The 26,369-nt window shown below is 44.8% G+C and carries 23 protein-coding genes and 1 pseudogene; 18 read left to right on the top strand and 6 right to left on the bottom strand.

Annotation, left to right across the window (positions count from 1 at the left end):
* Positions 1-42: 42 nt before the first annotated feature.
* The 7 genes and pseudogenes from obgE (at position 43) to QVP35_RS02990 (ending at position 6,463) form a co-directional block, all read left to right on the top strand.
* Entirely contained in the window at positions 43-1,326 is a 1,284-nt protein-coding gene (gene obgE, locus QVP35_RS03020; protein WP_006566703.1) for a GTPase ObgE, read from the top strand.
* Between the two features lie 9 nt (positions 1,327-1,335).
* A complete protein-coding gene (gene yhbY, locus QVP35_RS03015) occupies positions 1,336-1,626 on the top strand; it encodes a ribosome assembly RNA-binding protein YhbY (RefSeq protein ID WP_006566704.1) in 291 nt (96 codons plus the stop codon).
* Positions 1,627-1,655: 29 nt separating this feature from the next.
* On the top strand, positions 1,656-2,261 hold the full coding sequence (gene nadD, locus QVP35_RS03010; protein WP_006566705.1) for a nicotinate-nucleotide adenylyltransferase: 606 nt from the start codon (positions 1,656-1,658) through the stop codon (positions 2,259-2,261).
* Complete coding sequence (gene yqeK / locus QVP35_RS03005; RefSeq protein WP_006566706.1) at positions 2,248-2,820, top strand: bis(5'-nucleosyl)-tetraphosphatase (symmetrical) YqeK; 573 nt, start codon at positions 2,248-2,250, stop codon at positions 2,818-2,820. Before nadD ends, yqeK begins: the two co-directional genes overlap by 14 nt.
* On the top strand, positions 2,817-3,170 hold the full coding sequence (gene rsfS, locus QVP35_RS03000; protein ID WP_006566707.1) for a ribosome silencing factor: 354 nt from the start codon (positions 2,817-2,819) through the stop codon (positions 3,168-3,170). The genes yqeK and rsfS overlap by 4 nt, the downstream gene beginning before the upstream one ends.
* Before the next feature lie 186 nt (positions 3,171-3,356).
* Positions 3,357-4,165, top strand: a pseudogene (locus tag QVP35_RS16690) (leucine-rich repeat domain-containing protein); the annotation flags it as partial.
* 489 nt (positions 4,166-4,654) lie between these two features.
* Entirely contained in the window at positions 4,655-6,463 is a 1,809-nt protein-coding gene (locus QVP35_RS02990; RefSeq protein WP_353307738.1) for an InlB B-repeat-containing protein, read from the top strand.
* Positions 6,464-6,541: 78 nt separating this feature from the next.
* Here the strand turns inward: QVP35_RS02990 and lexA are convergent, their stop codons facing one another.
* Positions 6,542-7,159, bottom strand: coding sequence for a transcriptional repressor LexA (gene lexA, locus QVP35_RS02985; RefSeq protein ID WP_006566711.1), 618 nt, complete (start codon positions 7,157-7,159; stop codon positions 6,542-6,544).
* A gap of 151 nt (positions 7,160-7,310) precedes the next feature.
* On the opposite strand from lexA, the gene QVP35_RS02980 reads away from it, so the two are divergent.
* Positions 7,311-7,610, top strand: coding sequence for a LysM peptidoglycan-binding domain-containing protein (locus tag QVP35_RS02980; protein WP_006566712.1), 300 nt, complete (start codon positions 7,311-7,313; stop codon positions 7,608-7,610).
* Positions 7,611-7,712: 102 nt separating this feature from the next.
* On the opposite strand, the gene QVP35_RS02975 is transcribed toward QVP35_RS02980, so the two are convergent.
* Entirely contained in the window at positions 7,713-9,203 is a 1,491-nt protein-coding gene (locus tag QVP35_RS02975) for an N-acetylmuramoyl-L-alanine amidase (RefSeq protein ID WP_006566713.1), read from the bottom strand.
* Between the two features lie 154 nt (positions 9,204-9,357).
* On the bottom strand, positions 9,358-10,821 hold the full coding sequence (locus QVP35_RS02970) for an N-acetylmuramoyl-L-alanine amidase (protein ID WP_022260776.1): 1,464 nt from the start codon (positions 10,819-10,821) through the stop codon (positions 9,358-9,360).
* 395 nt (positions 10,822-11,216) lie between these two features.
* Here QVP35_RS02970 and QVP35_RS02965 point away from each other — a divergent pair, with 395 nt between their 5' ends.
* The 10 genes from QVP35_RS02965 (at position 11,217) to QVP35_RS02920 (ending at position 22,329) form a co-directional block, all read left to right on the top strand.
* Positions 11,217-11,924, top strand: coding sequence for an AzlC family ABC transporter permease (locus QVP35_RS02965; protein WP_006566716.1), 708 nt, complete (start codon positions 11,217-11,219; stop codon positions 11,922-11,924).
* Complete coding sequence (locus QVP35_RS02960; protein ID WP_006566717.1) at positions 11,921-12,238, top strand: AzlD domain-containing protein; 318 nt, start codon at positions 11,921-11,923, stop codon at positions 12,236-12,238. The genes QVP35_RS02965 and QVP35_RS02960 overlap by 4 nt, the downstream gene beginning before the upstream one ends.
* A 16-nt stretch (positions 12,239-12,254) precedes the next feature.
* Positions 12,255-13,337, top strand: a complete 1,083-nt coding sequence (gene leuB / locus QVP35_RS02955; RefSeq protein WP_006566718.1) for a 3-isopropylmalate dehydrogenase — start codon at positions 12,255-12,257, stop codon at positions 13,335-13,337.
* A gap of 84 nt (positions 13,338-13,421) precedes the next feature.
* Complete coding sequence (gene ilvD, locus QVP35_RS02950; RefSeq protein ID WP_006566719.1) at positions 13,422-15,092, top strand: dihydroxy-acid dehydratase; 1,671 nt, start codon at positions 13,422-13,424, stop codon at positions 15,090-15,092.
* A 12-nt stretch (positions 15,093-15,104) separates the two neighbouring features.
* Complete coding sequence (gene ilvB / locus QVP35_RS02945) at positions 15,105-16,793, top strand: biosynthetic-type acetolactate synthase large subunit (RefSeq protein ID WP_006566720.1); 1,689 nt, start codon at positions 15,105-15,107, stop codon at positions 16,791-16,793.
* Between the two features lie 18 nt (positions 16,794-16,811).
* Positions 16,812-17,894, top strand: coding sequence for a 3-phosphoserine/phosphohydroxythreonine transaminase (serC, locus tag QVP35_RS02940; protein WP_022260775.1), 1,083 nt, complete (start codon positions 16,812-16,814; stop codon positions 17,892-17,894).
* 12 nt (positions 17,895-17,906) lie between these two features.
* On the top strand, positions 17,907-19,067 hold the full coding sequence (locus QVP35_RS02935) for a phosphoglycerate dehydrogenase (protein ID WP_006566722.1): 1,161 nt from the start codon (positions 17,907-17,909) through the stop codon (positions 19,065-19,067).
* An 11-nt stretch (positions 19,068-19,078) separates the two neighbouring features.
* Entirely contained in the window at positions 19,079-20,164 is a 1,086-nt protein-coding gene (asd, locus tag QVP35_RS02930; RefSeq protein ID WP_006566723.1) for an aspartate-semialdehyde dehydrogenase, read from the top strand.
* A 173-nt stretch (positions 20,165-20,337) separates the two neighbouring features.
* Complete coding sequence (locus QVP35_RS02925) at positions 20,338-21,378, top strand: Ig-like domain-containing protein (RefSeq protein ID WP_009289481.1); 1,041 nt, start codon at positions 20,338-20,340, stop codon at positions 21,376-21,378.
* 90 nt (positions 21,379-21,468) lie between these two features.
* Complete coding sequence (locus QVP35_RS02920) at positions 21,469-22,329, top strand: mechanosensitive ion channel family protein (RefSeq protein WP_006566725.1); 861 nt, start codon at positions 21,469-21,471, stop codon at positions 22,327-22,329.
* A 39-nt stretch (positions 22,330-22,368) separates the two neighbouring features.
* Here QVP35_RS02920 and QVP35_RS02915 read toward each other — a convergent pair whose 3' ends face one another.
* The 3 genes from QVP35_RS02915 to argH are packed head-to-tail and all read right to left on the bottom strand — an operon-like array spanning position 22,369 to position 26,266.
* Positions 22,369-23,145: a class I SAM-dependent methyltransferase gene (locus QVP35_RS02915; RefSeq protein ID WP_006566726.1), complete on the bottom strand. Its 777-nt coding sequence runs from the start codon at positions 23,143-23,145 to the stop codon at positions 22,369-22,371.
* A gap of 7 nt (positions 23,146-23,152) precedes the next feature.
* The gene (locus QVP35_RS02910; protein WP_006566727.1) at positions 23,153-24,886 is read right to left on the bottom strand and encodes a hypothetical protein; all 1,734 of its coding nucleotides are present in this window, start codon (positions 24,884-24,886) and stop codon (positions 23,153-23,155) included.
* On the bottom strand, positions 24,887-26,266 hold the full coding sequence (gene argH / locus QVP35_RS02905; RefSeq protein ID WP_006566728.1) for an argininosuccinate lyase: 1,380 nt from the start codon (positions 26,264-26,266) through the stop codon (positions 24,887-24,889).
* Positions 26,267-26,369: the final 103 nt, after the last annotated feature.

Below are 26,369 nucleotides of genomic sequence, written 5' to 3'. Positions count from 1 at the left end.
CAATTTGGAGCCGTTTTTTTGAAAATCAGAAAGGAAAAGCCGATGTTTGCAGACAGAGCAAATATATATATCAGATCAGGAAAAGGCGGCAGCGGCCATGTGAGTTTCCGAAGAGAGCTCTATGTGCCCAACGGCGGTCCGGACGGCGGAGACGGAGGACGCGGCGGCGACGTGATCTTCGCTGTGGACGAAGGGATGAATACTCTGGCAGATTACCGTCATAAACGAAAATATAAGGCCGGAGACGGCGAAGAAGGCGGAAAGAGACGCTGCCATGGCGCAGACGGAGAGGACATTGTACTGAAGGTTCCGCCGGGAACGATCATAAAAGAGAAAGAAACAGGGAAAGTAATCCTTGATATGTCAAATAAAAAAGAACCGGTAGTGCTTTTAAAGGGAGGCCGCGGAGGAAAAGGCAATCAGCATTATGCCACGGCCGTGATGCAGGCACCTAAATATGCCCAGCCGGGAGGCAAATGCCAGGAACTCGAGGTGACCCTTGAACTAAAAGTAATTGCCGATGTGGGACTGGTAGGCTTTCCAAATGTGGGGAAATCCACGTTCTTATCAAGGGTCACCAATGCAAGGCCCAAGATTGCAAACTATCATTTTACAACACTGAATCCTAATCTGGGGGTCGTAGACCTGGCGGGAGGAAAAGGCTTTGTCATCGCCGATATTCCCGGAATCATAGAGGGAGCTTCTGAGGGAGTCGGCCTGGGATTTGAATTTCTCCGCCACATCGACAGGACGAAGGTCATGATTCACCTGGTGGATGCGGCTTCTGTGGAAGGCAGAGATCCGATTGCGGATATCCGGGCCATCAACGGCGAACTGGAAAAATATAATCCGGAGATCTTAAAGAGACCACAAGTCATTGCGGCCAATAAGATCGACGCTATGACCGAAGAAGACCGGGAAACCGTGCTGGATCTGCTGAAGGAAGAATTTGCAGAGAACGGCATTGAAGTATTTCCAATCTCGGCTGTTACCGGAGAGGGAGTCAAAGAGCTTTTGTGGCATGTGAGGAAGCTTTTAGATGAACTTCCGGAAGGCGCGATGGAATTCGAGCAGGAGTACGACCTTGACTTCGAGGAAGAAGAGGGCGGAATCAATGTGGCAAACCCGGAAGAAGGAGTCTTCACGGTGGAAGGCCCGAAGGTAGAGCGAATGCTCGGCTACACAAACCTGGAGTCAGAGCGGGGATTCGATTTCTTCCAGAAATTTTTGAAACGAAACGGAGTCCTTGAAGAGCTGGAAGCCATGGGAATTGAAGAAGGGGATACCGTAAAATTATATGATTTAGAGTTTGATTATTACAAGTAAGGAGAAGCAATGACGAGTAAACAGAGAGCTTATTTAAAAAGCCTGGCAATGAAGATAGATCCTGTCTTCAGGGTTGGAAAAGACAGCATATCCCCGGAACTGATCGAGGGGGTAAGAGAGGCCATAGATGCTAGGGAACTGATAAAGATCGCAGTTCTTCAAAACTGTATGGATGACCCGAAGGAAGTGGCGCAGACTTTAGCCGAGCGGACCAGATCAGAAGTGGTCCAGGTTATCGGAAAGAAGATCGTGTTATATAAAGAGTCCAGGGATCACAAGAAGATCCAGCTGCCGAAATAATATCATGGAAGGGGCTTTTCGGAGGGATTATGAAGAAAATAGGAATTCTTGGCGGGACATTCAACCCGATCCATCACGGACATCTGATCCTGGGGCAGACTGCCCTTGAGGATTTTGGGTTGGACAAGGTGCTGATCGTCCCGACCAAAAATCCGGCCTACAAAAAAATATCTAAAAATGTAGAGATCGAAGACCGTGTTAATATGGTCAGAATGGCCATAGAGAACCATCCCGGCTTTGAATTTTCTGACATTGAACTGGACAGGGAAGGATATACTTATACAGTAGATACACTGAGAAAGCTTACCAGACTGCATCCTGATGCGGAGTACTATTTTATCATGGGCGCAGATTCTCTGTATCAGATCGAATTGTGGAAAGATCCGGGACAGATCTTGTCAATGGCAACGATTTTGGTTGCATCCAGAAATGATTCCAGGAGTGCATTGGATGCACAGATTGAATACATTCAGGACAAGTATCAGGGACGTATTTATCATTTGGACAGTCCGGATTTGGAAATCTCATCGAATGAGATCAGAAAGAGGGCGTCCAGAGGACAGAGCATCCGCTATTTTGTACCGGAAAAAGTCAGACTTTATATAGAAAGAAATGATTTGTATGGAACTCAATGAAATAAAGAAAAAACTGTCGGGAAACCTGAAAGAGGGCCGTTATACACATACGCTCGGTGTGGCCTACACCGCATCTGCAATGGCAATGGCAATGGGAGCAGACATTCAGAAGGCATTCAGGGCAGGGCTGCTCCACGACTGTGCCAAAGGATATTCCATAGAACAGCAGATGAAATTCTGCGGTCAATATGGGATCATACTCACAAGAGAAATGAAAAAAAGTCCGCAGCTTCTTCATTCTGCACTGGCACCGTATATAGCAAGGGACTGCTACGGCAATGAGGATGCAGAGATTGCATCTGCGGTAGAATGTCATACAACCGGAAAGCCGGGAATGAGTCTTTTAGATAAGATTATATTTATTGCCGACTATATAGAGCCCGGCAGAAAAGACATACAGGGTCTTTCCGAGATCAGGCGGCTGGCATTCTCGGATATCGACCGATGTCTTCTTAAAATAATTGAAAATACCATGCAGTATCTGAAAAGCAGGGATCAGGCGATTGATCCAAGGACCACAGAGACTTATGAATACTACAAGGAGGGTGATCACACATGAATCAGTCTTTAGAAATGACAAAAATTGCGTATCAAGCGTTAGAAGAAAAGCTGGCCGAGGAGATCAAGGTCTTAGATATCCGCCAGATCTCCGTCATTGCCGATTATTTTATCATCGCCAACGGAAAAAATAAGAATCAGGTGCAGGCGATAGTCGACAATGTACAGGATGCTTTGCAGAAAGCAGGATATGAGATGAAACAGATGGAGGGATATCAAAATGGAACCTGGGTTTTGATTGACTTCGGTGATATTGTAATTCATATCTTTGATCAGGAAAACCGTTTGTTTTATGATCTTGAGAGAATCTGGAAGGACGGGGTGGAGGTCTCAATGGAGACCGGTGTCTAGCCCGCTGTTATAAAGAAAAAAATAGGTGAAGATTGCTGTCGCAATGGCTGAAATAATATGGCTGTGCGGCAGTTTTTTTCTTTTATAAAATTAAAAATTAAGAGACTTTTCTTTGGGTTATGATGTATAATAAAGGTAAATTAAAGGGGATTCTACAGGGAAGCATAGTATAATGGAGGGGATAGAATGAAGGGGATAAAAAAGCCGCTTATTATTTTGCTCGTCTTAATATTGTCAATACGTACAACAGGAGCCATAATGGCTGAGAATGGCGGAGCTGATCATATAATGCCTAAGGAGGAGGACTATATGTTCAGCGCAGGGGCGATTACTGGTCTGAGTACCGACTTTTTAAGCGGATTGACAGATGAGCAGAAACAGAATATTCATTTGGTGATTCCGGGTACGATCAACGGACAGACGGTAACATCGATTGCAAAAGATGCTTTTAAACTCAGTTATAATACAAAGTATTCAGGGTGCAGATTCGTAAGCCTGGATCTTTCAAATGCATCAGGGCTTACCAGTATTGGAGAGAATGCATTTTACGGAGCTTCCGGCATAAGCGGATCACTGAAAATACCTTCTAAGGTGACGGCGATCGGCAACAGTGCTTTTCGGGGATGTACCGGATTTACCGGAACACTTGTGCTCCTGGGAATTTAAAGATGATCGGAGATTACGCATTTTTTGATGTGGGACTTGGAGGAACTTTACAGATACCCGATCAAGTAACCTCCATCGGGTCAAATGCATTTAAGATCAGCGACAGCAGCCTCGTCGGTTTCTCAGGGAAGCTGACAATACCGGCAAGTGTTGAAAGTTTGGGTTCCGTTGCTTTTTCCGGAAATAAAAAGATAACATCGGTTGAATTTGAGGGGAACAAGCTGACTCAGATACCGGATTCTGTTTTCCGTTACTGCGGTCTGAACGGCGCGGTTGTGATACCGCCTTCTGTCCAAAAGATAGGAAGAAATGTATTTGATTCCACTAATTTAAAAACGATCTATCTGCCAAAAAGGACGGATGAAAGCAATACAGCGTTTATCAACTCGGGTACGTTCGGCACGTTCTCAAACAGCAAACTGACGGCAATCGTGTGTCATAAAGAGGATTTCAGTGTGGTTTGCAGTACATTAGGATCTCAGTTCAGCAAAAAGACAGGATATGAAATTTCTGTCAGTTTTGTAAACGGAGGAAGTGCTGAACCGATTGATCGGCTGTATAACCTTCCCTATAATTATACGAAAGATGATCAGGGAGTGTGGAGTGCAGACAGTACATACAGGTTTCCGCAGATACAGGGGAAAAAGTGGGGGCTCACAGAAAATGCAGTCAGCCCGGTGTCTGAAACGGATATTATAAAGCAGGAGAAACTGTATCCCATCAGTGCACTGGAAGATCCGGTCATTACCTTCGGAGACGGAATTGATAAAGTATATGACGGTGAACCGGCAGCGTTAAAAGTGACGGCGGAACACCCGATGGCAAAGCCCATAGGGAAGGCGAAAACAGGGGATGTAGTGTTTTATTATACATGGTCATGGGGAACGATCACATCATCTTCGGCAGTTTTAAAAGGCTTTGATGAGAATACTTATAATGTGACAGATGTCAGGGAACCAAGATTCCCTATTTCGTGCGGTGTTCGTGTTCAGGCGTGTCTTGTAAATGGCACGAAAGCAACTCCGTTCTATACAGTTGATCATGATTTTACGGTGCATTTGCGACAGGCTGAACCGGAAGTGAATCCTGTATATCCAAAAGGAATGACAAATATCTCGGAAGGTATGCCTCAGATTACTCTCTCAAAAGGAGATACCAAGGGTACTATAAGCTGGGACAAAGACCAGATCTTTGAGGTTGGAAAAAAAGAGTACCGATGGACCTTTGTGCCGGATAAAAATACGGACGGAAATTATAATTATGCCTCTAAATCTGGTACAGCAGTGCTGAATCTGGTGGATGGAAAAGTATTCAAAGCCACAGTGCATCAAGCAGAACACGGACACATCACTCCGGAAGGCGAGTTTGAGACTGCGCAGGGAAGCCTGACTGAGTTTCGAATTAAACCGGATGCGGGTTATCGGCTTAAATCTGTCAGCATGAATGGCCGAGATGTAACCGGAGAGATTGAAAATGATGTTTATACGCTTCATAATATTCAGTCAGACTATGAGATCAGTGCAGTATTTGCTCCACTGTCAGCGGCAGATATGAAGAAGATTGCAGATCAGCTGCCGCAGGCTGCCAGCGGAAAGCCTTTGAATGAGGAAGAAAAAATTTCGATTCTGGATGCGAAACAGCATTTTGATGCTCTGCCGGAAACATCACAGGAAGAAGTTCCGGAGGCATCGAAGAAAAAGCTGAGAGAAGCAATTTTAAGCCTGCCCCAGGTGCAGACCGAAGTGAGCGGCAACCTGCAGCTGAACGATCAGTCTCTGCTTCTGGATAATATGACTTCCGCGGATGTACAGAAGCTTTATCAAAATGACAGAAGCTTTAAAATTGAAGTAGTGGCCGCAGATACGAGACCGGATCGGGGAGAAGCAAAAGCGATAGAGGGACAGCTTCACGGAGCCACTATATATAAAAATATGGATATCCGAGTAATAAAGACCGTTGTGGAAAATAATAAAAAAACGATAGAGGACCTGTCAGTCTTGCGTTCTCCAATCCGTATTGTATTTGATATACCGGAAGAAATCAGAGCTCCTCAGTCAGGAGCCGAAAGAGAATTTTTTATCATAAGAGCACATAAGGCGGACGGAAAGATAACAGCAGAACTGCTGACGGATCAGGACGACAGCGACGCTACAGTTACAGTGGACAGTGATCAATACTCTGTCTATGCGATCGCCTATAAGGACAGTGGAATTTCAGGGAAGGATCCGCAAATACAGACACCAAAAGAAGAACGGTACGAGGTAGTGTTTGACAGCCGGGGCGGCAGCAGCGTGCCGAGTATAAAAAATATTAAATATGGTGATCACATTCAGGCTCCGCATACTCCGAACAGAAAAGGTTTTTCGTTTACAGGCTGGTATAAACAAAAGGAATGTAAAGATAAATGGAATTTTAATGAGGATATCATCACAGAAAACAGGGTCTTGTACGCGGGGTGGAAGGAGTCCGCAGATGTGGGAGGGTCACTGAGTGTTACGAATAACAGCAGCAAAAAATCAAAATTTCTGCCGAAAACAGAAGATTCTATGACTTTTAATAGTGCAGGGCGTATGGGAATAAGTATTGTTATAATGGCGCTGCTGTATAGAAAGAGAAGAAAACTTTAGATAATGAAAAAGAAGAAAAGCTGAATGCGGCTTTTCTTCTTTTTTGTATGTAAGACTGCGTAATGTATAACTGTCGGATCATGACATGCTGCGGTAAAGGCCGATAACCTTTCCTAATATAGAAACTTCATCTACAATGATCGGGTCCATAAAATCGTTTTCCGGCTGAAGGCGGTAATGCCCGTCTTCCTTGAAGAATCGTTTGACGGTGGCGGAATCTTCTATGAGGGCTACGACGATATCGTTATTCTCAGCGGAAGGAGTTTCCTCGACGATCACCATGTCACCGTCATAGATGCCGATGTTGATCATGCTGTCGCCTTTCACATGGAGAATAAAGGTGTTTTTGGAGCCAATAAACTCAGGAAGCATGGGAAAGTAGTCTTCAACGTTCTCAGTAGCGATGATCGGCTCTCCTGCAGTGACGGTTCCCACTATAGGAATGTTCACTACCTCGCGTCTCGTGAGCTGGAAGTCATCGTCTATGATCTCAATGGCTCTTGGCTTCGTCGGATCTCTTCGAATATAGCCCTTGCTCTCTAAAGACTCCAGATGGGAATGAACGGAAGATGTGGACTTCAGACTGACAGCGGCACAAATCTCACGGACTGCGGGCGGATATCCCTTTTCCAGTATCTGAGATTTTATATATTCTAAGATTTGTTCTTGTTTTGGGCTCAGCTTTTGTTTGCTCATAATGTGCCTCCTTTATTTTCTTGTTATTATCTTACCATATATTACAGATTGAAACAAGTGTTCCCGAACAAATTTTCGGAAAGACATTGACAAACGAACGCGCGTTCGTTATAATAGAACTATAAACAAATGTTCGATAGGAGGATGCGTTATGAAAACACTGAAGATAAAAGTTTTGATCACAGTCTTATTTATTGTTACGATTTTGGGTATCGCCGGTGCTGTTGTGGCGGAGAGCCGGCAGGTGGCGGGGGCTGCCGACGGCAGAGAGAAGTATTTTACCAGTATCCGGATTAAAAAAGGGGACAGTCTTTGGAGTATAGCAAAAAGCCGTATATCGGAGGAATACAGTTCTATTGGTGAGTATGTGGAAGAAGTATGCGAGACCAACCATATCTATGACGGGGAGATCAAAGAAGGTATGTACCTGGTTGTCCCATATTACAAATGATTCTGTGATGAGTATAAGATTATGAATTACTTTGGAAGCTGAATAAAAGGCCGGAACAACTCGGCATTGAGTTGTTCCGGCCTCCTGTAACAGATAAATTTCTTATCGTTTGCTCGGATATGTAGAAAAAGAGTTTACGATAGCGTTGTACACGGCTTTTCCATAAGTACCAGTATTGCTTTTCATTTTTTTTGCTTCTGTCTTGTTAGAGATGAAGCCGATTTCTGTAAGGCTGGAAGCAGTCTTTGTATTTCTCAGGACAGCCAGTCCAGTCCTGTTTTTAAGTCCACGGTTCGTAAAGCCTGTGGCAGGCCGTACATATCCATGAATCTTGTTTGACCAGTTGTAGCTGGTAAGACCTGAGGTTGACTTATAACCTTTGGAGTTATAGAGAGTCTCCGTCCCGTGGGCGGAAGGAGTCGCTGAGTTTATGTGGACACTGATAAAACGGTCAGCCCCTACATTGTTTGCCAGATCTGAGCGGTATGACAAAGATGGGTACCAGTCGGACAGCCGTGTGTAGTAGACTTTATATCCGGAATTCTTGTCAAAGTATGATTTGGCAGACTTGACGATTTTAAGTGTCAGATCCTTTTCCCTGAGCCCGTTTCCGGTAGCTCCGGAATCAGATCCTCCGTGGCCCGCATCCAACACGACGATACGGTTATATATCTTCTTCGGTGAATCATACTTTATATAGATATAGTCGGACGTCTGTGAGACTGCATAAGCCTTTATCACGTCTTTTCTCGGACGGATATAGATATTCGTATAGCCGCCGCTGTATGTGACCGTATAGGAACGGAAGTACTTGTCCGTTTTTATGTAGCGGTTGGAACTGGAGCTAAAGTGTGTCTTATAGTTGCCCTTTACCTTAATGATCAGCCTGCGGTTATCGTAATCGTCCGAGGTTGAGATGGCAGATGACGCAAGCCCTTTTGGCTTTTTTATCCTCACACTGTAGTTAGATGCAGAAGCAGTGATCCTTGTCCCGGGAGTGATACTTGAAGTACCAGAGGAAGAGGAGGCTCCTGAATTTGAACTGCCCCCTGTATTAGTGGAAGGCAGTTTCTTCGTTGTTATCAGGCCGCTTTTCTGTGAACCGCTCCATTTGTAACTGTGGCCTAAGTTCTTTGCACAGAACGCCCCTGGCACATAGATATAATTCTTTTTCTTTGCGTAAGAATATACTTTCCTTGCCGGAGTAGGCATCTTTGTCTTTTTCCCGTTTACATAGGCATACATGCTGTCGAGTGTCATGACAACAGATTTACTTCCACGTTTCAGCGTAACTTTTTTTGTTTTAGACGAATAGCTGTAAGACACCCCTAAGCTTTTCTGTTTTTTAAATAGCCAGTATGCTGAATACATAGAAGTGTTGGCCCGGGAGAATCCGGGGGCATAGGTTTTTACTGTTTTGCCGTTGACTTTTACATTTCGGCATTTCTTTTTCTGCTTTTTTCCTGCAATCTTTAGTGTATAATACTTGCCTGCTTTTGGTACAGAGGCTGCGTTTACGGTGGATGCAGGGATCGTAGCTGCTGTCAGCATCATAATTGATAAATAAGCGATAGATTTTTTTAAATTATTCATACTTTCCCGTCCTTTCGCGTAAATTGTAACATAATCGTAATAAAAATGCAATAATCATATAAAAAATCCCATAATATTTTGCTTTTTGGAGGACTCTCCAAAAGAAATATCATGGGATTCCGGATGAGGCTACGATCGTCGTCATTCAGTAATACTAAAAGGAAGCCAGGATTCCATCATAAAATGCCTTTCCGATCTTTGTATAATTGTTTTTCATGGAGGACGCCTCCGTAGGGTTGGATATGAACCCTACTTCTCCGAGAGTTGCCGCAGTTTTGGAATAAGTCAGGACAGCGACTCCGTTTACTCCGGGGACTCTTTGCTTTAAACCGCGGTCTGTAAAACCGGTGGCACTTCTGATTTTCTTATGTACATCACTGGCCAGGGCTTTGCCGGTCAGACTGCTGTACGGGGAAGGAGCTTTTCCGCCTTTTGGGTTATAGAGTGTTTCGGTACCTTTTGCTGAATAACTGATTTTGCCTACATCGTTGATATGAACACTGACAAAGCGGTCTGCACCTACGTTGTTTGCCATCTGATACCTCTCCGAAAGAGACGGATACCAGTCAGACAGTCTCGTATAGTAGACTTTATAATTGGCATTCCGATCAAAGTAATATTTCGTTTTCTGTACGATGGAGAGTGTCATGTTTTTTTCCTGAAGACCGTTTCCAATGGCTCCCGGATCGCTGCCACCATGTCCGGCATCTACGACAATAACCCTTGAGAACATAGATTTCGGGGCAGCATATTTCACATAGATATAATTAGAATCCTGTGTAATGCTGAATCCTTTGATAGAGCTTGTCTTCAGGTAGATCTTGGTCTTTCCTCCTGTGTAAGATACAGAATAGGTCAGGCTGTCTTTTATATTCCGGTTGGCAGAAGAGGAAAAATGGGTTTTATAATTGCCGTTGATATTTAAGATAAGCCGTTTGTTCCAATAATCATCTTCTGAAGTAACTGCTGAGGATGACAGGCCCGACGGTTTTTTTAAACGTATGGAATAATTGCCGCTGCCTGCGGTTATTTTTGTCTTCGGTGCCGTGGTCTGTGAGGCAGACGGTGCTTGGGCGGATGGTGTTCCGGATGAGGGAGAAGACGAAGAAGATGCCTTCATCACTCCGGACAAGAGCCGGTTGTTCCAGGTGTATGAGATGCCCAGCTTTCCGGCCACAGTCTGTCCGGGTACCATGATATAGTTTTTCTTTTTTTTCACATAACGGACTTTTCTGGGGGCAGCCGGAAGAGTGAATGATTTACCGTTTAAAGTAGCTTTCTTGCTGTTCAAAGTCATGACAACCGTCTTGCTGCCTCTTTTCAGAGTAATTTTTTTCGTTTTGCTTGTATATTTATATGAAGTACCAAGAGATTTGCACCTGCCAAAAATCCAGTAGGCAGAATACATAGAAGTAGATCCGTCCAGAAAGCCGGGCATGTTTGTTTTAATGACTGTGTTATTATATCTTGCGTTCAGAGCTTTCTTTGTGTAGGTTTTTTTGTTGTGTGTATATTGTACTTTAAATTTTGTCCCCGCGCTGATGGCAGAAGCAGGATGGATGCTTGAGGCAAGCATCAATGCTGACAGGCCAAAGCACAGAAGTGTTTTTCGATTCATATGGACTCCCCTTTTCCTTTTTTATTCTCTTTCTGCTATTATAATATATTTTTCTGTCTGAAACAACAGCGTAATCATTAATGGAAGATCATGGAACGGGAGTATCCGGTTTCGCCAATCAGCATTCGGCGTGCAAAGTTTAAAGGCCTTTGAAGTAGTGAGTGACATGGGAGACGAAGCGACCCTGTTTTCTTTGATCTGAAGATTTTAAAATATTGTCATAATTCTTGTTAAAACAGCAAAAAGGCCCAGAGAATCACATATTCAATGAAAAAACTATTTTCAATCTATATTAAAATATGGTATTCTATTATATAAGTTCGCTTCAGGAGGGAGTTGAAACCCCCTATATTATAGAAGAAGAACAATTAATGTAATAGCGACAGGAGAAGAAAATGAAAGTAGAGAACAGCTTTCGCCGGGGAGCTTTGGATTCCATTCCGATAGCGCTTGCGTATCTGGCAGTTTCTTTTGCTTTTGGAATCGCCGGGAGTGCCAAGGGTGTTCCTGTCTGGGCGGTAACGCTGATCTCTGCCACATGCCTTACATCAGCGGGCCAGTTTGCAGGACTGATTTCCATTACCGCAGGAGGATCTCTGATCGAGCTGGTTCTGTCTCAGGTTATCATCAACCTAAGATATTCTATTATGTCTATTGCGATTGGACAGAAGCTTGAATCAAGGACAAAACTTTGGAACAGATTTTTGATGGCATTTGGAGTCACCGACGAGATTTTTGCCATGGCCTGCGGCCGAAAAGGTGAGATAGGTCCAAAATATTTTTATGGACTCATGAGTTTCTCATGGCTCGCATGGACGTTAGGTACCTTCCTGGGAGCCACTGCAAGCGGGCTGCTGCCCCAGATGGTGATGAACGCGCTGGGGATTGCTATCTATGGAATGCTGACTGCGATCATTATTCCGCCGGCAAAGCATAATAAAAAAATAGTGGCAGTTATCATTGTGTCTGTATGTTTTAGTTTATTATTTCATTATGTAAAACTGTTTTCTTTCATTTCCAGTGGATTTTCCATTATTCTCTGCACGCTGATCGCAGCGGGGGCAGGGGCTGTATTGTTTCCGGTGAAGGAGGAAGAGGAATGAATCTTTGGAGATTATTTTTGTATATCATTGCAATGGCAGTGACTACATATCTTGTAAGAATGATTCCGCTGACGGTCTTCCAGAAAAAGATAACCAATCGTTTTTTTCGATCGTTTCTTTTCTATGTGCCATATGCTGTTTTGGCAGCCATGGTCATACCGGCAGTGTTTTCAGCTACAAAGAGTTTTGGATCATCCGTCACAGGTTTTGCGGCAGCGGTGATTCTCTCATACAGAGAAATGAACATCGTCACGGTAGCCTGTTTAAGCTGTGCGGCAGCTTTGGCAGCGGAGATGGTATCAGTGATATTATAAGGAAGAGGAGAAGACTATGAATTTTAATGTAGCAGTTATCAAAGGAGATGGGATCGGCCCTGAGATTGTAGACCAGGCTGTGAGAGTTCTGGATGCAGCGGCAGAGAAGTCGGGACATGAATTTACATATAAGCAGATTTTAATGGGAGGGGCATCCATTGACGCCTATGGAAAACCTCTCACAGAGGAGACACTGGAGACTGCCAGAAACAGTGATGCAGTCCTGATGGGGTCGATCGGAGGCAACACTACCACATCGCCGTGGTATCGGCTGCCTGCTGAGCTTCGTCCGGAGGCAGGGCTTCTTGCCCTGAGAAAGGGATTGGGGCTGTTTGCAAACATCCGTCCGGCTTATTTATATGAAGAGTTAAAGAAGGCATGTCCATTGAGAGACGAGATCATCGGCGACGGTTTTGACATGGTGATTATGAGAGAATTGACAGGCGGACTTTATTTTGGAGAGAGAAGCACCGAAGTGGTGGACGGCATCCGGGTAGCGAAAGATTCTCTCACATACAATGAAAATGAGATCAGAAGAATTGCAGTCAAAGCCTTTGATATCGCCCGCAAGCGAAAGAAACATGTTATCAGTGTTGACAAGGCCAACGTATTGGACTCTTCAAGACTCTGGAGACAGGTAGTGGAAGAGGTTGCAAAGGACTATGAGGATGTAACTTACGAGCACATGCTGGTTGACAACTGTGCCATGCAGCTGGTCAACGACCCAAAACAGTTTGATGTGATCCTGACAGAGAATATGTTTGGAGATATTTTATCAGACGAGGCCAGTATGATTACCGGGTCCATCGGGATGCTCTCATCGGCCAGCCTTGCAGAGGGCAAATTCGGATTATATGAGCCGAGCCATGGTTCTGCCCCTGACATCGCAGGAAAAGATATTGCCAACCCGATCGCTACAATCCTGTCGGCAGCCATGATGCTCAGATATTCGTTCGATCTGGACGCAGAGGCCGACATGATCGAAATGGCAGTGAAGAAAGTGCTGAAAGACGGATACCGCACCGTGGATATTATGTCCGACGGAATGGTCCAGGTGGGAACCAAAGCGATGGGAGATCTGATCATCGAGAGGATATAAGACAATATGATATAAAGTGCCATAGGCATATAAAAAGCCTCCGGAATCCCGGAGGCATAGATAATATTTAGGAGGAAGTGCGATATGAGTAATACTTATACAAATGGAGAGAATTTTGCTCCTCAGAGATCGTTGTTTAATGCATTGGGTTATACCAAAGAAGAGATGGAAAAGCCGCTAGTCGGTATCGTCAGCTCATACAATGAAATCGTGCCGGGACACATGAACCTGGATAAGATCGTAGAAGCAGTAAAAATGGGAGTCGCTATGGCAGGCGGAACCCCGGTCGTCTTTCCGGCGATTGCAGTCTGTGACGGAATTGCCATGGGGCATATCGGAATGAAATATTCTCTTGTGACAAGGGATCTGATCGCTGATTCCACAGAGGCAATGGCACTGGCCCATCAGTTTGACGCCTTGGTCATGGTCCCCAACTGCGACAAAAATGTTCCGGGACTCTTGATGGCAGCGGCACGCGTCAATGTACCCACAGTGTTCGTCAGTGGCGGACCAATGCTCGCAGGACGTGTAAAGGGACAGAAAACCAGTCTGTCCAGCATGTTTGAGGCGGTGGGCTCCTATGCTGCCGGTTCTATCTCCAAGGAAGAACTGGATGAATTTGAAAACAAGGCATGTCCGACCTGCGGTTCCTGTTCCGGCATGTACACGGCAAATTCTATGAACTGCCTGACAGAAGTGCTGGGCATGGGACTGAAAGGAAACGGAACCATTCCGGCAGTATATTCAGAGAGAATCAAGCTCGCGAAGCATGCAGGAATGAAAGTTATGGAGCTTCTTGAAAAAAATATCCGCCCGAGAGACATCATGACCGAAAAGGCATTTTTGAATGCACTGACTGTGGATATGGCACTGGGATGCAGCACCAACAGTATGCTCCATCTGCCGGCCATCGCCCATGAAGCAGGCGTAGAACTGAACCTGGAGCTGGCAAACGAGATCAGTGCGAAGACACCAAATCTCTGCCATCTGGCTCCGGCAGGCCATACTTATATAGAAGATTTAAATGAGGCTGGCGGCGTTTACGCAGTTATGAATGAACTAAATAAGAAAGAACTGTTACATACAGATCTGATCACCGCAACCGGAAAAACGGTGGCAGAGAATATTGAAGGGTGTGTCAACAGAGATCCGGAAGTCATCCGTCCGGTGGAGAATCCATACAGCGAGACCGGCGGAATCGCAGTGCTTAAAGGAAATCTTGCACCGGATTCCGGTGTCGTAAAACGTTCTGCCGTGGCTCCGGAAATGTTAAAGATGGAAGGGCCTGCAAGAGTGTTCGACTGTGAGGAAGATGCCATCAAAGCGATCAAAGGCGGAGAGATCAATGCCGGAGATGTGGTAGTCATCCGCTATGAGGGACCGAAAGGCGGACCGGGAATGAGAGAGATGCTCAATCCGACCTCAGCCATCATGGGCATGGGACTCGGCTCCAGTGTGGCGCTTATCACAGACGGACGTTTTTCAGGGGCTTCCAGAGGCGCATGCATCGGACACGTTTCTCCGGAGGCAGCGGTCGGCGGACCGATCGCCCTTGTGGAAGAAGGAGATATGATCTCCATCGACATTAATGCAAATACACTGAATGTAAAAGTGTCTGACGAAGAGATGCAGAGACGAAGAGAAAACTGGGTGCCGAGAGAGCCGAAGATCACAACAGGATATCTGGCAAGATATGCGTCTCTTGTGACTTCCGGAAACCGCGGTGCCATCTTAGAAATCAATCAGGACAAATAGAGAGGTATTCTTATGAAGCAATTGACGGGATCACAGATTGTTTTAGAGTGCTTGAAAGAGCAGGGGGTCGATACGGTTTTCGGCTATCCGGGCGGTGCCATCTTAAATATCTATGATGAATTATATAAGCAGCAGGACTGCTTTAACCATATTCTTACCGGACATGAGCAGGGCGCTTCCCATGCGGCGGACGGTTATGCCAGATCCACCGGAAAGGTAGGCGTGTGTTTTGCAACTTCCGGTCCGGGAGCGACGAATATTGTTACGGGGATTGCAACCGCATATATGGATTCTATCCCTATGGTGGCGATTACATGTAATGTAGGAGTCAATCTTCTCGGAAAGGACAGCTTCCAGGAAGTAGACATTACAGGGATCACGCTTCCCATCACAAAACATAACTTTATTGTCAAGAATGTAGAAGACCTTGCAGACACGATCCGAAGGGCATTTAGGATTGCCCAGACCGGAAGAAAAGGGCCGGTCCTCATCGACATTCCGAAGGATGTGACGGCAGCAGTCACGAATTATAAAGAACACAAGCCAAAAGAAATCAAAAGAAAGATTGATAATATCAAAGAAATGGATATCCGGCAGGCCATTGAACTGATCGAATCGTCCAAAAAACCGTTTATACTTGTGGGCGGTGGAGCCGTGCTCTCGGACGCATCGGAAGAACTCAGAGAATTTGTAGAAAAAGTCCACGCTCCGGTTGCCGATACACTGATGGGCAAAGGCGCCTTTGACGGGACAGATGCCCTGTATACCGGCATGCTCGGCATGCACGGGACCAAAACGTCCAATCTGGGAGTCTCGGCCTGTGATCTGCTGATCGCCATCGGAACCAGATTCAGCGACAGAGTATTGGGCAATCCGGATTCTTTCGCAAAGAATGCAAAGATCCTGCAGATCGATATCGATCCTGCGGAGATCAATAAAAATATTATGGCACATACCCATATCATCGGTGATATCAAGGCGGTACTCACGATGGTAAACCGCAGGCTCGGACAGCAGAACCACAATACCTGGGTAAAGAATGTCATGGTGGATAAAGTAAATTATCCTTTGACCTATGACAAATCGAAGCTTTCCGGTCCTCAAATCGTAGAGGCGATCTACAATCGAACAAAAGGGGATGCGGTGATTGTTACCGAAGTGGGACAGCACCAGATGTGGGCAGCCCAATTCTATCAATATAAAAAGCCGAGGACATTCCTGACATCGGGGGGGCTTGGAACTATGGGATACGGTCTGGGAGCCAGCATAGGAGCAAAAGTGGGCAGCCCTGAAAAGACCGTTATTAATATCGCAGGAGACGGATGTTTCCGTATGAATTTAAATGAACTTGCAACGGCGACCAGATATAATATTCCGATCATTGAAGTGATCATCAACAACAGTGTGCTCGGAATGGTACGCCAGTGGCAGAATCTGTTTTATTCAGAGCATTATTCTTACACGACCTTCGAGGATCCGGTGGACTTTGTGAAGGTTGCGGAAGGTATGGGTGCGCTGGCGAAACGGGTGACGACTCTTGAAGAGTTCGAGTTTGCGTTCGAGGAGGCACTCGAAGCAGGAAGACCGGTTGTTCTGGACTGTCATGTGGATCTGGACGACAAAGTCTGGCCGATGGTGAATCCGGGAGCCGCAATCCAGGAAGCGTATACAAAAGAAGACTTGGAAAAAACAACAAAGTAAATTTGGAGGATTATGAAAATGGCAAGAGTGTATAACTTTTCAGCAGGTCCGGCAGTGCTGCCGGAAGAAGTGTTAAAGGAAGCAGCAGAGGAGATGCTGGACTACAAAGGCTGCGGCATGTCTGTAATGGAGATGAGCCACAGATCTAAAATGTTCTCTGACATCATCGAGACGGCGGAAGCTGACTTGAGAGAATTGATGAACATTCCTGACAACTATAAAGTATTGTTTTTGCAGGGAGGAGCTTCTTCACAGTTTTCTGCAATCCCGATGAACCTGATGAAAAACAAAGAGGCAGACTTCATTATTACGGGACAGTGGGCAAAGAAAGCATATAAGGAAGCCAGCCGATATGGAAAAGCAAACATCATCGCTTCATCTGAAGACAAGACTTTTACATATATTCCGGATTGCTCTGATCTGAACATTTCTGAAAATGCAGATTACGTGTATGTATGCTATAACAATACGATTTACGGAACTAAGTATCAGCAGGTGCCGGATACAAAAGGAAAGATCCTGGTTGCAGACATGTCTTCCTGTATTTTGTCTGAGCCGGTAAATGTGGAAGATTTTGGAGTCATCTACTTTGGAGTACAGAAAAATGTAGGACCTGCGGGAGTTGTAGTTGCAGTCATCCGGGAAGACCTGATTACGGACGATGTGCTTCCGGGAACACCGACTATGTTAAAGTGGAAGACTCAGGCAGATGCCAAATCTTTATATAATACGCCTCCGTGCTATGGAATTTATATCTGCGGAAAAGTATTCCAGTGGCTGAAAAAACAGGGCGGACTTGAAGCAATGAAAAAGCACAATGAAGAGAAAGCAAAGATCCTCTATGATTTCTTAGACCAGAGTGAAATGTTTAAGGGAACTGTCGTAAAAGAAGACCGTTCGCTCATGAACGTTCCGTTTGTCACTGGTGATGATGAGATGGATGCCAAGTTTGTCAAAGAGGCGAAGGAAGCCGGATTTGAAAACTTAAAGGGACACCGCACCGTCGGCGGAATGAGGGCAAGTATTTACAATGCAATGCCGAAAGAAGGCGTAGAGAAGTTAGTTGAGTTCATGAAAAAATTTGAAGAAGAAAACAAATAAGGAGTGTTGAAAATGTATACAGTAAAATGCTTAAACCCTATTTCAAACCGCGGTTTGGATTTATTTACAAGCGAGTTTGAGGTAATCGACGATTTAAACGCTGCCGATGCAGTTTTAGTCCGCAGTGCATCTATGCATGATCTGGAAGTGCCGGATTCTATGCTTGCAGTGGCACGTGCGGGAGCGGGAGTCAACAATATTCCGCTGAATGAATATGCTGAAAAAGGAATCACCGTTTTTAATACGCCGGGTGCCAATGCAAATGGTGTGAAAGAATTAGTAGTTGCAGGGCTTCTTTTGGCTTCCAGGGACATCATCGGCGGTGTGAACTGGGTAAAAGAGAATGCAAAAGAGGCAGATCTTGCAAAGATGATCGAGAAGAAGAAGAAAGAATTTGCAGGAAATGAGCTGAAAGGAAAGAGCATCGGTGTCATCGGGCTCGGAGCCATCGGTGTTCTGGTTGCAAATATCTGCAATCGTCTCGGCATGAATGTCTACGGATATGATCCGTATGTATCTGTACGTTCTGCATGGAGTCTGTCAAGAATGGTAAACCACAGCAGTTCCTTAGACGAAATCTATGAGAAATGTGATTTTCTGACCATCCATGTTCCGTATATGGAGAGCACAAAGGGAATGATTGGAAAAGAAGCTGTCCAGAAGATGAAAGACGGAGCGACCATCTTAAACTTTGCAAGAGGTGAGCTGGTGGACGATCAGGCGGTACTGGACGGACTCGCATCCAAGAAGATTAAACATTATGTGACAGACTTCCCGAATCCGGCAGTAGCAGCGGCAGACGGCGTGATTACGATCCCTCATCTCGGAGCTTCCACAGAAGAATCTGAAGAAAACTGTGCGGAGATGGCAGTCGATCAGCTGATGAACTATCTGGAAAAAGGAAACATTGTAAATTCTGTTAACTATCCAAACTGTGATTTGGGAGACATCGAGGCAGAATGCAGGATTACGGTTCATCACAAAAACCTTCCGAACATGATCGGACAGCTTACATCAGCTCTGGCAGAAGAAGGATATAATATTGAAAACATGCTCAACAAGTCCAAAAAAGATTATGCATATTCTATCTTTGATGTGGAGAAGCGTCCTTCAGAGAAAGTGCTTTCAAAAATGAAACAGATCGATGGTGTCATTCGTTTAAGAGTATTATAGAGGTGAAAAATATGAGTGAAAAATTAAGAGTCGGAATTCTTGGCGCTACCGGAATGGTAGGTCAGAGATTTATTTCCCTTCTGGAGAATCATCCCTGGTTTGAGGTGACTACGCTGGCAGCCAGTCCGAGATCTGCCGGAAAATCTTATGAAGAGGCAGTAGGCGGGCGCTGGAAAATGGACACCCCGATGCCGGAGGCAGTGAAGAAGCTTATTGTAAAAAATGTAAACGAAGTGGAAGAAGTAGCATCTGAAGTAGACTTTGTTTTCAGTGCGGTGGATATGTCAAAAGAAGAGATCAAGAAGATCGAAGAAGACTATGCGAAGACGGAGACACCGGTAGTTTCCAATAACAGTGCACACCGCTGGACGCCGGACGTACCGATGGTTGTGCCGGAAATCAATCCGGAACATTTTGATGTCATTGAAAGCCAGAAGAAACGTCTCGGCACAAAGAGAGGTTTTGTTGCCGTAAAGCCGAACTGTTCGATCCAGAGCTATGCACCGGTCCTCACCGCATGGAAGGAATTTGAGCCGTATGAAGTGGTAGCAACTACATATCAGGCGATTTCCGGGGCAGGAAAGAATTTTACAGACTGGCCTGAGATGGTTGGTAATATCATCCCGTTCATCGGCGGAGAAGAAGAGAAGAGTGAGCAGGAGCCGCTTCGTCTCTGGGGGCACATCGAAAATGGAGAGATAGTAAAGGCAGAGTCTCCGGTCATTACGACCCAGTGCATCCGTGTTCCGGTATTAAACGGGCATACTGCGGCAGTATTTGTGAAGTTTAAGAAGAACCCTACAAAAGAACAGCTGATTGAAAAGCTTGTAACATTTAAGGGGATTCCTCAGGAATTAAGTCTTCCGAGTGCGCCGAAACAGATGATCCAGTATTTAGAGGATGACAACCGCCCTCAGGTAAGCATGGACGTGGACTATGAGAACGGAATGGGCGTATCCATCGGACGTCTCAGAGAAGATACCGTCTATGACTATAAATTTGTAGGATTATCCCACAATACGGTCCGCGGAGCGGCCGGCGGAGCGGTTCTCTGTGCAGAGACTTTGAAAGCCAAGGGATTCATTGCAAAAAAATAAAAAGATGTAACGAACCAGCCATTAAACAGTTTAATGGCTGGTTTTTTCTTCCACAAATTACCTCGGCAGAGATGTTACAAATGTTACAAAAACAATTGTATTTGTTCACAATTTATATTATAATAAGATTGTTTCAATGTAAAAACATTTTACGGAGACAAAGGGAGAGACAGATGAGTAAGAAAAGGATAAGATGGGGGATTTTAGGACTGGTACTGGGTCTGGCAGTTGCTTTTCCGGCAGGAGGGAAATTAAAGGCCGCCATGACAGTTGTAGAAGTAAAAAAGACAGGACAGGTCGTCGATGAGTTTCAGGGAGTGAACGCGGTTTACCGTCCGGGAAAGTGGGACGGAAATGACAAGACTTATTCCTGTGCGGCCCTGGTTAAGAAATATTATCAGGCCAGATATGGATTTACACCGTACAATCTTTTTTCCGGAGCAACGCCGGAGGAGTATGAAAAAGGCGGTAAGTTCAAAAAGGTTTCTTCACCAAAGGTGGGAGATATCGCATCGGCAGGCACACACTGGGCTATTGTTCAGAATGTTTCCGGAAACAATGTCACATTGCTTGAGCAGAACTGGAAGTGGCAGGAAAAAGGCAGGACCTATGCCAAGGCGGACAGAGTCGTATCAAAGGGTGAGATGAAGTATTTCCGTTACTATGACAAAAGCGGCAGGGAAGTGTCAAACGGCAGCAGTCCGGTGGCATCATCTACGTCCAAACCAAGGACATTGAGTATTAACAAGACAAGCCTTTCGGTCAAAACCAGAGCTACTGCAGCCCTGAAGGCAACGATCGGCAATAAGAGGAGCGGAGATAAATTGATATTCTCTTCTTCCAATAAAAAGATTGCCACAGTCTCCTCAAAAGGAGTGATAACCGGAGTCAAAACGGGCACATGCTATGTAACGGTTAAAGTCAATGGAACCAGCCTTTCAAAGAAGTGCAAGGTCAAAGTATCCCTTGGTTCCAGAATCATAAAGCTGAACGCCAGCAGGCTGACACTGATGAAAGTAAAAAAATATCCTTTGAAAGGTGTCATTTATAATAAACGGTCCAAGGACAAACTGAAGTATAAGACAAGCAATAAAAAGATCGCCACAGTCTCTTCCAAGGGAGTTGTCAAAAAGAAGAAAAAAGGAAAGGCAACGATAACCGCATGGATTCCGGGTACATCCACGAAGAAAACATGCAAAGTTACCGTAAAATAGAGTACATAGGGAAACACGCACTGCGTGTTTCTTCTGTTTTAAAGCCGAAGATATAAAAAATACTTATAAATAACAGGAGAAGAACATAAGATGATAGCATCAAGCGTGAATTGGAATGTCGTATTGAATCATTATACAGATCAGATTTTAGATTTTGCACTGAATATATTGGTGGCACTGATCATTGTCGGTGTCGGGTTTAAGCTGAGCAAATGGCTGGTTTCTCTGTTTCGGAAAGGAATGGAGAAGCGGAAAGTAGATCTCGGAGTTGTAACCTTCAGCTGTTCCTTCCTGAAAATTGCCCTGAGGTGCATTGTCATATTCATGGCAGTAGAGCGTCTGGGAGTGAAGGGAACATCTATTGTGGCTCTGTTCGGATCAGCCGGTGTTGCCGTAGGTCTGGCCCTGCAGGGGAGTCTCTCCAATATTGCAGGAGGAGTTCTTCTGCTGATCCTGAAACCGTTCCAGGTGGGAGATTATATTGTGGTGGACGGCACAGGCTGTGAAGGTGAAGTGGCATCCATGGACATTTTCTACACAAAGCTCAAGACCGTGGACAATCGGGTCATCGTGATCCCAAACGGAACACTGAGCAACAGCAATTTGATTAATAACACAAAGCAGGACAGCAGACTGATTGATTTGAAGATTGGGATTGCCTATGACAGCGATATACAGAAAGTAAAAGAGACGATGCTCGGTGTGGCGAAAAAAGAGCATATGACCCAGGATGAAAATATTCAGGTATTTGTCAGTGATCTGGCCGACAGTTCCGTGATCATGGGGCTGAGGGCATGGGTATCTACGGAGGTGTATGTTTCCACTAAGTGGTCTTTGCTGGAGCATATCAAAGATGCATTTGACCGGGAAGGCATTGAAATACCTTACAATAAACTGGATGTCAATGTTACGGAAATAAAGGGAACAGATCGGGAACAGGCTACAGTATAGGGACGAAAATATCCATAAGAAATGGAGAAAATCTGCGGTTTACAGATTTTCTCCATTTCTTTTTTGAAACAAAAGATTGTTTACTTTCTCAGTGATCCAGATTTCACTTTCTGTGATTTCGATATCGTATCCGGCAATGACCTGCTGATCGAACCGGTGTATTATTTCATCAAACTCCGGAGCATTCTCCTTTTTCTTAGGAAACCGTATTTGGGTTTCAAAGCTGTCTGCAAACTGTAATCCTGTCAATTCGCCGAGTTTAAGCCACTCCTCTTTTGTATAGAACTTGATATGTCCGTCTTTTTTCATCTGCATATATGCATCCACAAACCGTTTGTCATCATTATCATTCGGAGCGGGATCGGCAAGAAATAATTTTCCGTTTGGTTTCAATACCCTGTTGATTTCATGGAAAGTATCGGCGATTTGCGGAAAATGATGCAGAGCGTACCGGGTAATAACCAGATCAAATGTCTCATCGGCAAAAGGGAAGGCAAGACCGTCATAACTTAAAAAAATCAGATTTCTTAAGCCCTCGGTTTCAGACCTTTTTCTGTTATGATTCAATGCGTTTTCCACGATGTCCAGTCCGGTAACTTCGGCTTCCGGATATTTCCCGGCAATGGGAAAAGCCAGATAGCCTGTCCCTGTGCCGAGATCAAGAACATTCATTCCAGGGCTTATATTCAGGAAATTTAGGATCAACTCCAGATGATTTTGGTCCTGAGTCTGTTCATTGTAAAAGGTTCCTGACTTAAAACTTTCTTCAAATCCTTTTTTTGTACGTTCTATGCTCTCATATGAATCACGTTTCACTGTATCTTCACCTCTGAAATTTCTTTAGCTGTTCCTGAATCTTTTCCTTTGTTCTCTTCAGCCAATAGAGGACCGAATTTTGTTTGACATACACAAGGATTCCGGCAACGAGCAGAAGGACTAGGGGCAGGAGGAATTTCAGTGCATTTAATAAGAAATGACCCGAAGTGCTTCCTTCATAGTTTACAGTAAAAGAATCGCCTGTGAGTTCTACCTTATGAATAGAAGCTATTGCCTCGTCTCCCTCCATCAGGGCGGAGATCGGTTTATCCGCTACGTTCTGTGCCATTTTAATGTTTTTGGAATGATCTGCGGTCACAGAAATATCAACAGAGGAATCTTTGCTCACGGAGGCAAAAGTGAAAGTGCCTTTGGCTTTCTTATTGTTCAGATGCAGTCTGAATTTTCCGGTATAGCCGGATGTCTGTCCGCGGAAAAGGGTCTTCTTGGTCTCATAGGAAGAAGAACTGCCCTTCCAGATCTTTTTCAAATCTGCATCGCATTGGTCTACGGTGCCTTTCTGTGTGAAAGAGAGGCGGTAGTCATCCTCTTTGTCCAGTGAAACATTGGAGACAGTACTGCCCATAAAGGCTTCTTTGAGTTTAGCAAGTTCCCGTTTGTTACAGACAGAAGAGAAAATAAAGCTGAAACTTCTTCGGATATCATTTTTATTTTTGTAAACTTCCGCAATCTCATACTTTCTCACCGGCTGTCCAAAGGAAGATGAGAAATTTACTTTCTTTTTGCCTGTTTTTCCGTCGATCAGAGTCTGTTCGCCGCTGCCGGAATAGGCGGCGTTGGAAATATGAGTGTAGGTGACGGGGACTTTTCCGGATTCGTCTGCAAAGTTTTTAAAATCTAATGTCTCTTCATAGTCCAGGAGGAATTCAAAGGGGCTGCCGCTCTTTGTCTCTACCCGGTATGTGCCTCTCGTATCTGATGTGTGAAGCACCTTTCGTGTGACGGCGCACAGATCGGAAAAATTATCTTTGGTAAAGGTGATGATCAGGGTTTTTCCGTCTTTTTCATTTTTCCAGCTTTTCTTATAAGAGGAGCCGGAAAAATAGCTGTTGACGGCAGATGAATGTTTTTCCAGGGTTTCTTTCGGCAGCCTGAAGGAAATCGTCCTTTTGAGTTTTCTGCTGCTTGTCTCCCGGGTTTTGATATCAATGGATGTGACAGGTACATAAGTCATTTCATCAATGCTGATCTTTTCATCTGTCTCGTATTTTTTTCCTGCGAACGTAAATTCTGTGCTCTTCAGGTTCCACAGGTCATTGACAGATTTCTGATCCACATACCCCTTCTCATAGAGAGCTGTATAGAGCCAGGACATCAGATCTTTCGTGGAGAAATTTTCTGAATAGCGAAGTCCCTTTGCAAACGGAGAATCTGCATAGCTGTAACTGATCTCCGGGGCAAAATTCAGCAGGGACTCGACTTTTTTTCTGTAATCTTTCAGGGAAGAAAAGTCCATGCGGAAGGTGTAGACCGTGTCGTCTTTTTCCGTGGTCTGCTTATAGACAAGGGCTTTCGGGCAGGCATCCCGTATGACCTTGTCTAAATCTTTTTTGGAACCGGAAAAATATCTTGCCAGATCGGCAGAACTGACCGTACAGGTCATGAGCCTGTGTCCGGAAAAATCTTTATTCAGTTCCATGCGGCTGTTCAGCTCGAGTCCGCATCCCCACAAAAAAATGAGAGAGAACAGCATAAGAGACAGCAAACATTTCTTTTTCATTTACAATTCCTTTAAATATGCTTCGTTTATTTTGATTACTTTTTTCATCGCATCCTGTCCCGGAGCTCCGATGGTATTTCGCTTTTCTACGCAGGTCTTCATGCTGATCGCATCATAAATATCTTCCGCAAAGGCAGGGCTGATCTCCTGATATTCCTCAAGAGAGAGCTCATCTAGGGAAATGCCTTTTTCAATACATAAAAGCACCAGCTGACCTACGATACCGTGAGCGTCCCGGAAAGGAACTCCGTGGTTTACCAGATAATCCGCTGCATCGGTGGCGTTGGTAAAGCCGTTCTTTGCGCTGTTTTCCATGCGGTCTTTATGAAACGTCATCGTCTTTATCATTCCTGTGAACAGGCTTAAACAGCCTTTTACCGTATCAATGGCATCGAAAGTATATTCTTTATCTTCCTGCATGTCTTTGTTATAGGCCAGCGGAATTCCCTTCATAGTCGTGAGGATGGAATTAAGAGCCGCATAGACACGGCCGGTCTTTCCGCGTACCAGCTCTGCGATATCCGGGTTTTTCTTCTGCGGCATAATGCTGCTTCCGGTACTGAAGCCATCGTCGATGGACACAAACTGGTATTCATTGGAGTTCCATATAATGATCTCTTCACTGAACCGGCTCAAATGCATCATAACAGTGGAAAGAGCAGATAATAGTTCTATGATATAATCCCGGTCGGAAACAGAATCCATGCTGTTTAAGGTTGGCCCGTAAAAGTCCAGAAGATCTGCGGTCATTTTTCTGTCCAGCGGATAGGTTGTCCCGGCGAGTGCTCCGGAACCTAACGGACAGTAATTCATTCTCTCATAGATATCGGTAAGGCGGGAGTAGTCCCTTTTGAACATCTCCATATAAGCGCCCGCGTGATGGGCAAGTGTCACCGGCTGTGCCTTTTGCAGATGGGTAAAGCCGGGCATAAATGTATCAAGATTGTCTTTCATGATCTGATGCAGATTTTCCATAAGATCCTTTAAAAGTTCCTTGAGAGAAGTGATTTCGTCTCTGGTATAAAGTTTCATGTCCAGAGCCACCTGATCGTTTCGGCTCCTTCCGGTGTGAAGCTTCTTTCCGGCATCGCCGATGCGGTCGATTAAATTGGCTTCCACAAAACTGTGAATGTCTTCATACTCACTTGTGATCTCAATGGTTCCTGACTCGATGTCTGAGAGGATACTGTTTAAACCGCCGACGATCTGGTCTCTCTCAGCCGCTGAGAGGACACCGATACTTTCAAGCATCGTAACGTGTGCAATGCTGCCCTCGATATCCTGACGGTAAAATTTCTGGTCAAATCCGATGGATGCATTGAAGTTGTAAACCAGCTGGTCGGTTTCCTTGGTGAACCTGCCACCCCATAATTGTGCCATATGTATTTCCTCATTTCTTATTATTTTGTCTTTTGATAAATTCTAACCATAATATTTTACACTATAAATGCAATATTTACTATATTTTTATTGGAAAAAGAGC

Source organism: Anaerostipes sp. CAG:276 (genome assembly GCF_000432215.1).
Classification (GTDB): Bacteria; Bacillota; Clostridia; order Lachnospirales; family Lachnospiraceae; genus Anaerostipes; species Anaerostipes caccae.
Note: the sequence above shows the minus strand (reverse complement) of the source record. Positions and strands in the feature narration are given on the sequence as shown.

Excerpts from the sequence above, each read along its gene's own strand:
- obgE (WP_006566703.1), top strand. The coding sequence starts at position 43 with ATGTTTGCAGACAGAGCAAATATATATATCAGATCAGGAAAAGGCGGC.
- yhbY (WP_006566704.1), top strand. The coding sequence starts at position 1,336 with ATGACGAGTAAACAGAGAGCTTATTTAAAAAGCCTGGCAATGAAGATA.
- nadD (WP_006566705.1), top strand. The coding sequence starts at position 1,656 with ATGAAGAAAATAGGAATTCTTGGCGGGACATTCAACCCGATCCATCAC.
- yqeK (WP_006566706.1), top strand. The coding sequence starts at position 2,248 with ATGGAACTCAATGAAATAAAGAAAAAACTGTCGGGAAACCTGAAAGAG.
- rsfS (WP_006566707.1), top strand. The coding sequence starts at position 2,817 with ATGAATCAGTCTTTAGAAATGACAAAAATTGCGTATCAAGCGTTAGAA.
- QVP35_RS02990 (WP_353307738.1), top strand. The coding sequence starts at position 4,655 with ATGGCAAAGCCCATAGGGAAGGCGAAAACAGGGGATGTAGTGTTTTAT.
- lexA (WP_006566711.1), bottom strand. The coding sequence starts at position 7,159 with ATGAGCAAACAAAAGCTGAGCCCAAAACAAGAACAAATCTTAGAATAT.
- QVP35_RS02980 (WP_006566712.1), top strand. The coding sequence starts at position 7,311 with ATGAAAACACTGAAGATAAAAGTTTTGATCACAGTCTTATTTATTGTT.
- QVP35_RS02975 (WP_006566713.1), bottom strand. The coding sequence starts at position 9,203 with ATGAATAATTTAAAAAAATCTATCGCTTATTTATCAATTATGATGCTG.
- QVP35_RS02970 (WP_022260776.1), bottom strand. The coding sequence starts at position 10,821 with ATGAATCGAAAAACACTTCTGTGCTTTGGCCTGTCAGCATTGATGCTT.
- QVP35_RS02965 (WP_006566716.1), top strand. The coding sequence starts at position 11,217 with ATGAAAGTAGAGAACAGCTTTCGCCGGGGAGCTTTGGATTCCATTCCG.
- QVP35_RS02960 (WP_006566717.1), top strand. The coding sequence starts at position 11,921 with ATGAATCTTTGGAGATTATTTTTGTATATCATTGCAATGGCAGTGACT.
- leuB (WP_006566718.1), top strand. The coding sequence starts at position 12,255 with ATGAATTTTAATGTAGCAGTTATCAAAGGAGATGGGATCGGCCCTGAG.
- ilvD (WP_006566719.1), top strand. The coding sequence starts at position 13,422 with ATGAGTAATACTTATACAAATGGAGAGAATTTTGCTCCTCAGAGATCG.
- ilvB (WP_006566720.1), top strand. The coding sequence starts at position 15,105 with ATGAAGCAATTGACGGGATCACAGATTGTTTTAGAGTGCTTGAAAGAG.
- serC (WP_022260775.1), top strand. The coding sequence starts at position 16,812 with ATGGCAAGAGTGTATAACTTTTCAGCAGGTCCGGCAGTGCTGCCGGAA.
- QVP35_RS02935 (WP_006566722.1), top strand. The coding sequence starts at position 17,907 with ATGTATACAGTAAAATGCTTAAACCCTATTTCAAACCGCGGTTTGGAT.
- asd (WP_006566723.1), top strand. The coding sequence starts at position 19,079 with ATGAGTGAAAAATTAAGAGTCGGAATTCTTGGCGCTACCGGAATGGTA.
- QVP35_RS02925 (WP_009289481.1), top strand. The coding sequence starts at position 20,338 with ATGAGTAAGAAAAGGATAAGATGGGGGATTTTAGGACTGGTACTGGGT.
- QVP35_RS02920 (WP_006566725.1), top strand. The coding sequence starts at position 21,469 with ATGATAGCATCAAGCGTGAATTGGAATGTCGTATTGAATCATTATACA.
- QVP35_RS02910 (WP_006566727.1), bottom strand. The coding sequence starts at position 24,886 with ATGAAAAAGAAATGTTTGCTGTCTCTTATGCTGTTCTCTCTCATTTTT.
- argH (WP_006566728.1), bottom strand. The coding sequence starts at position 26,266 with ATGGCACAATTATGGGGTGGCAGGTTCACCAAGGAAACCGACCAGCTG.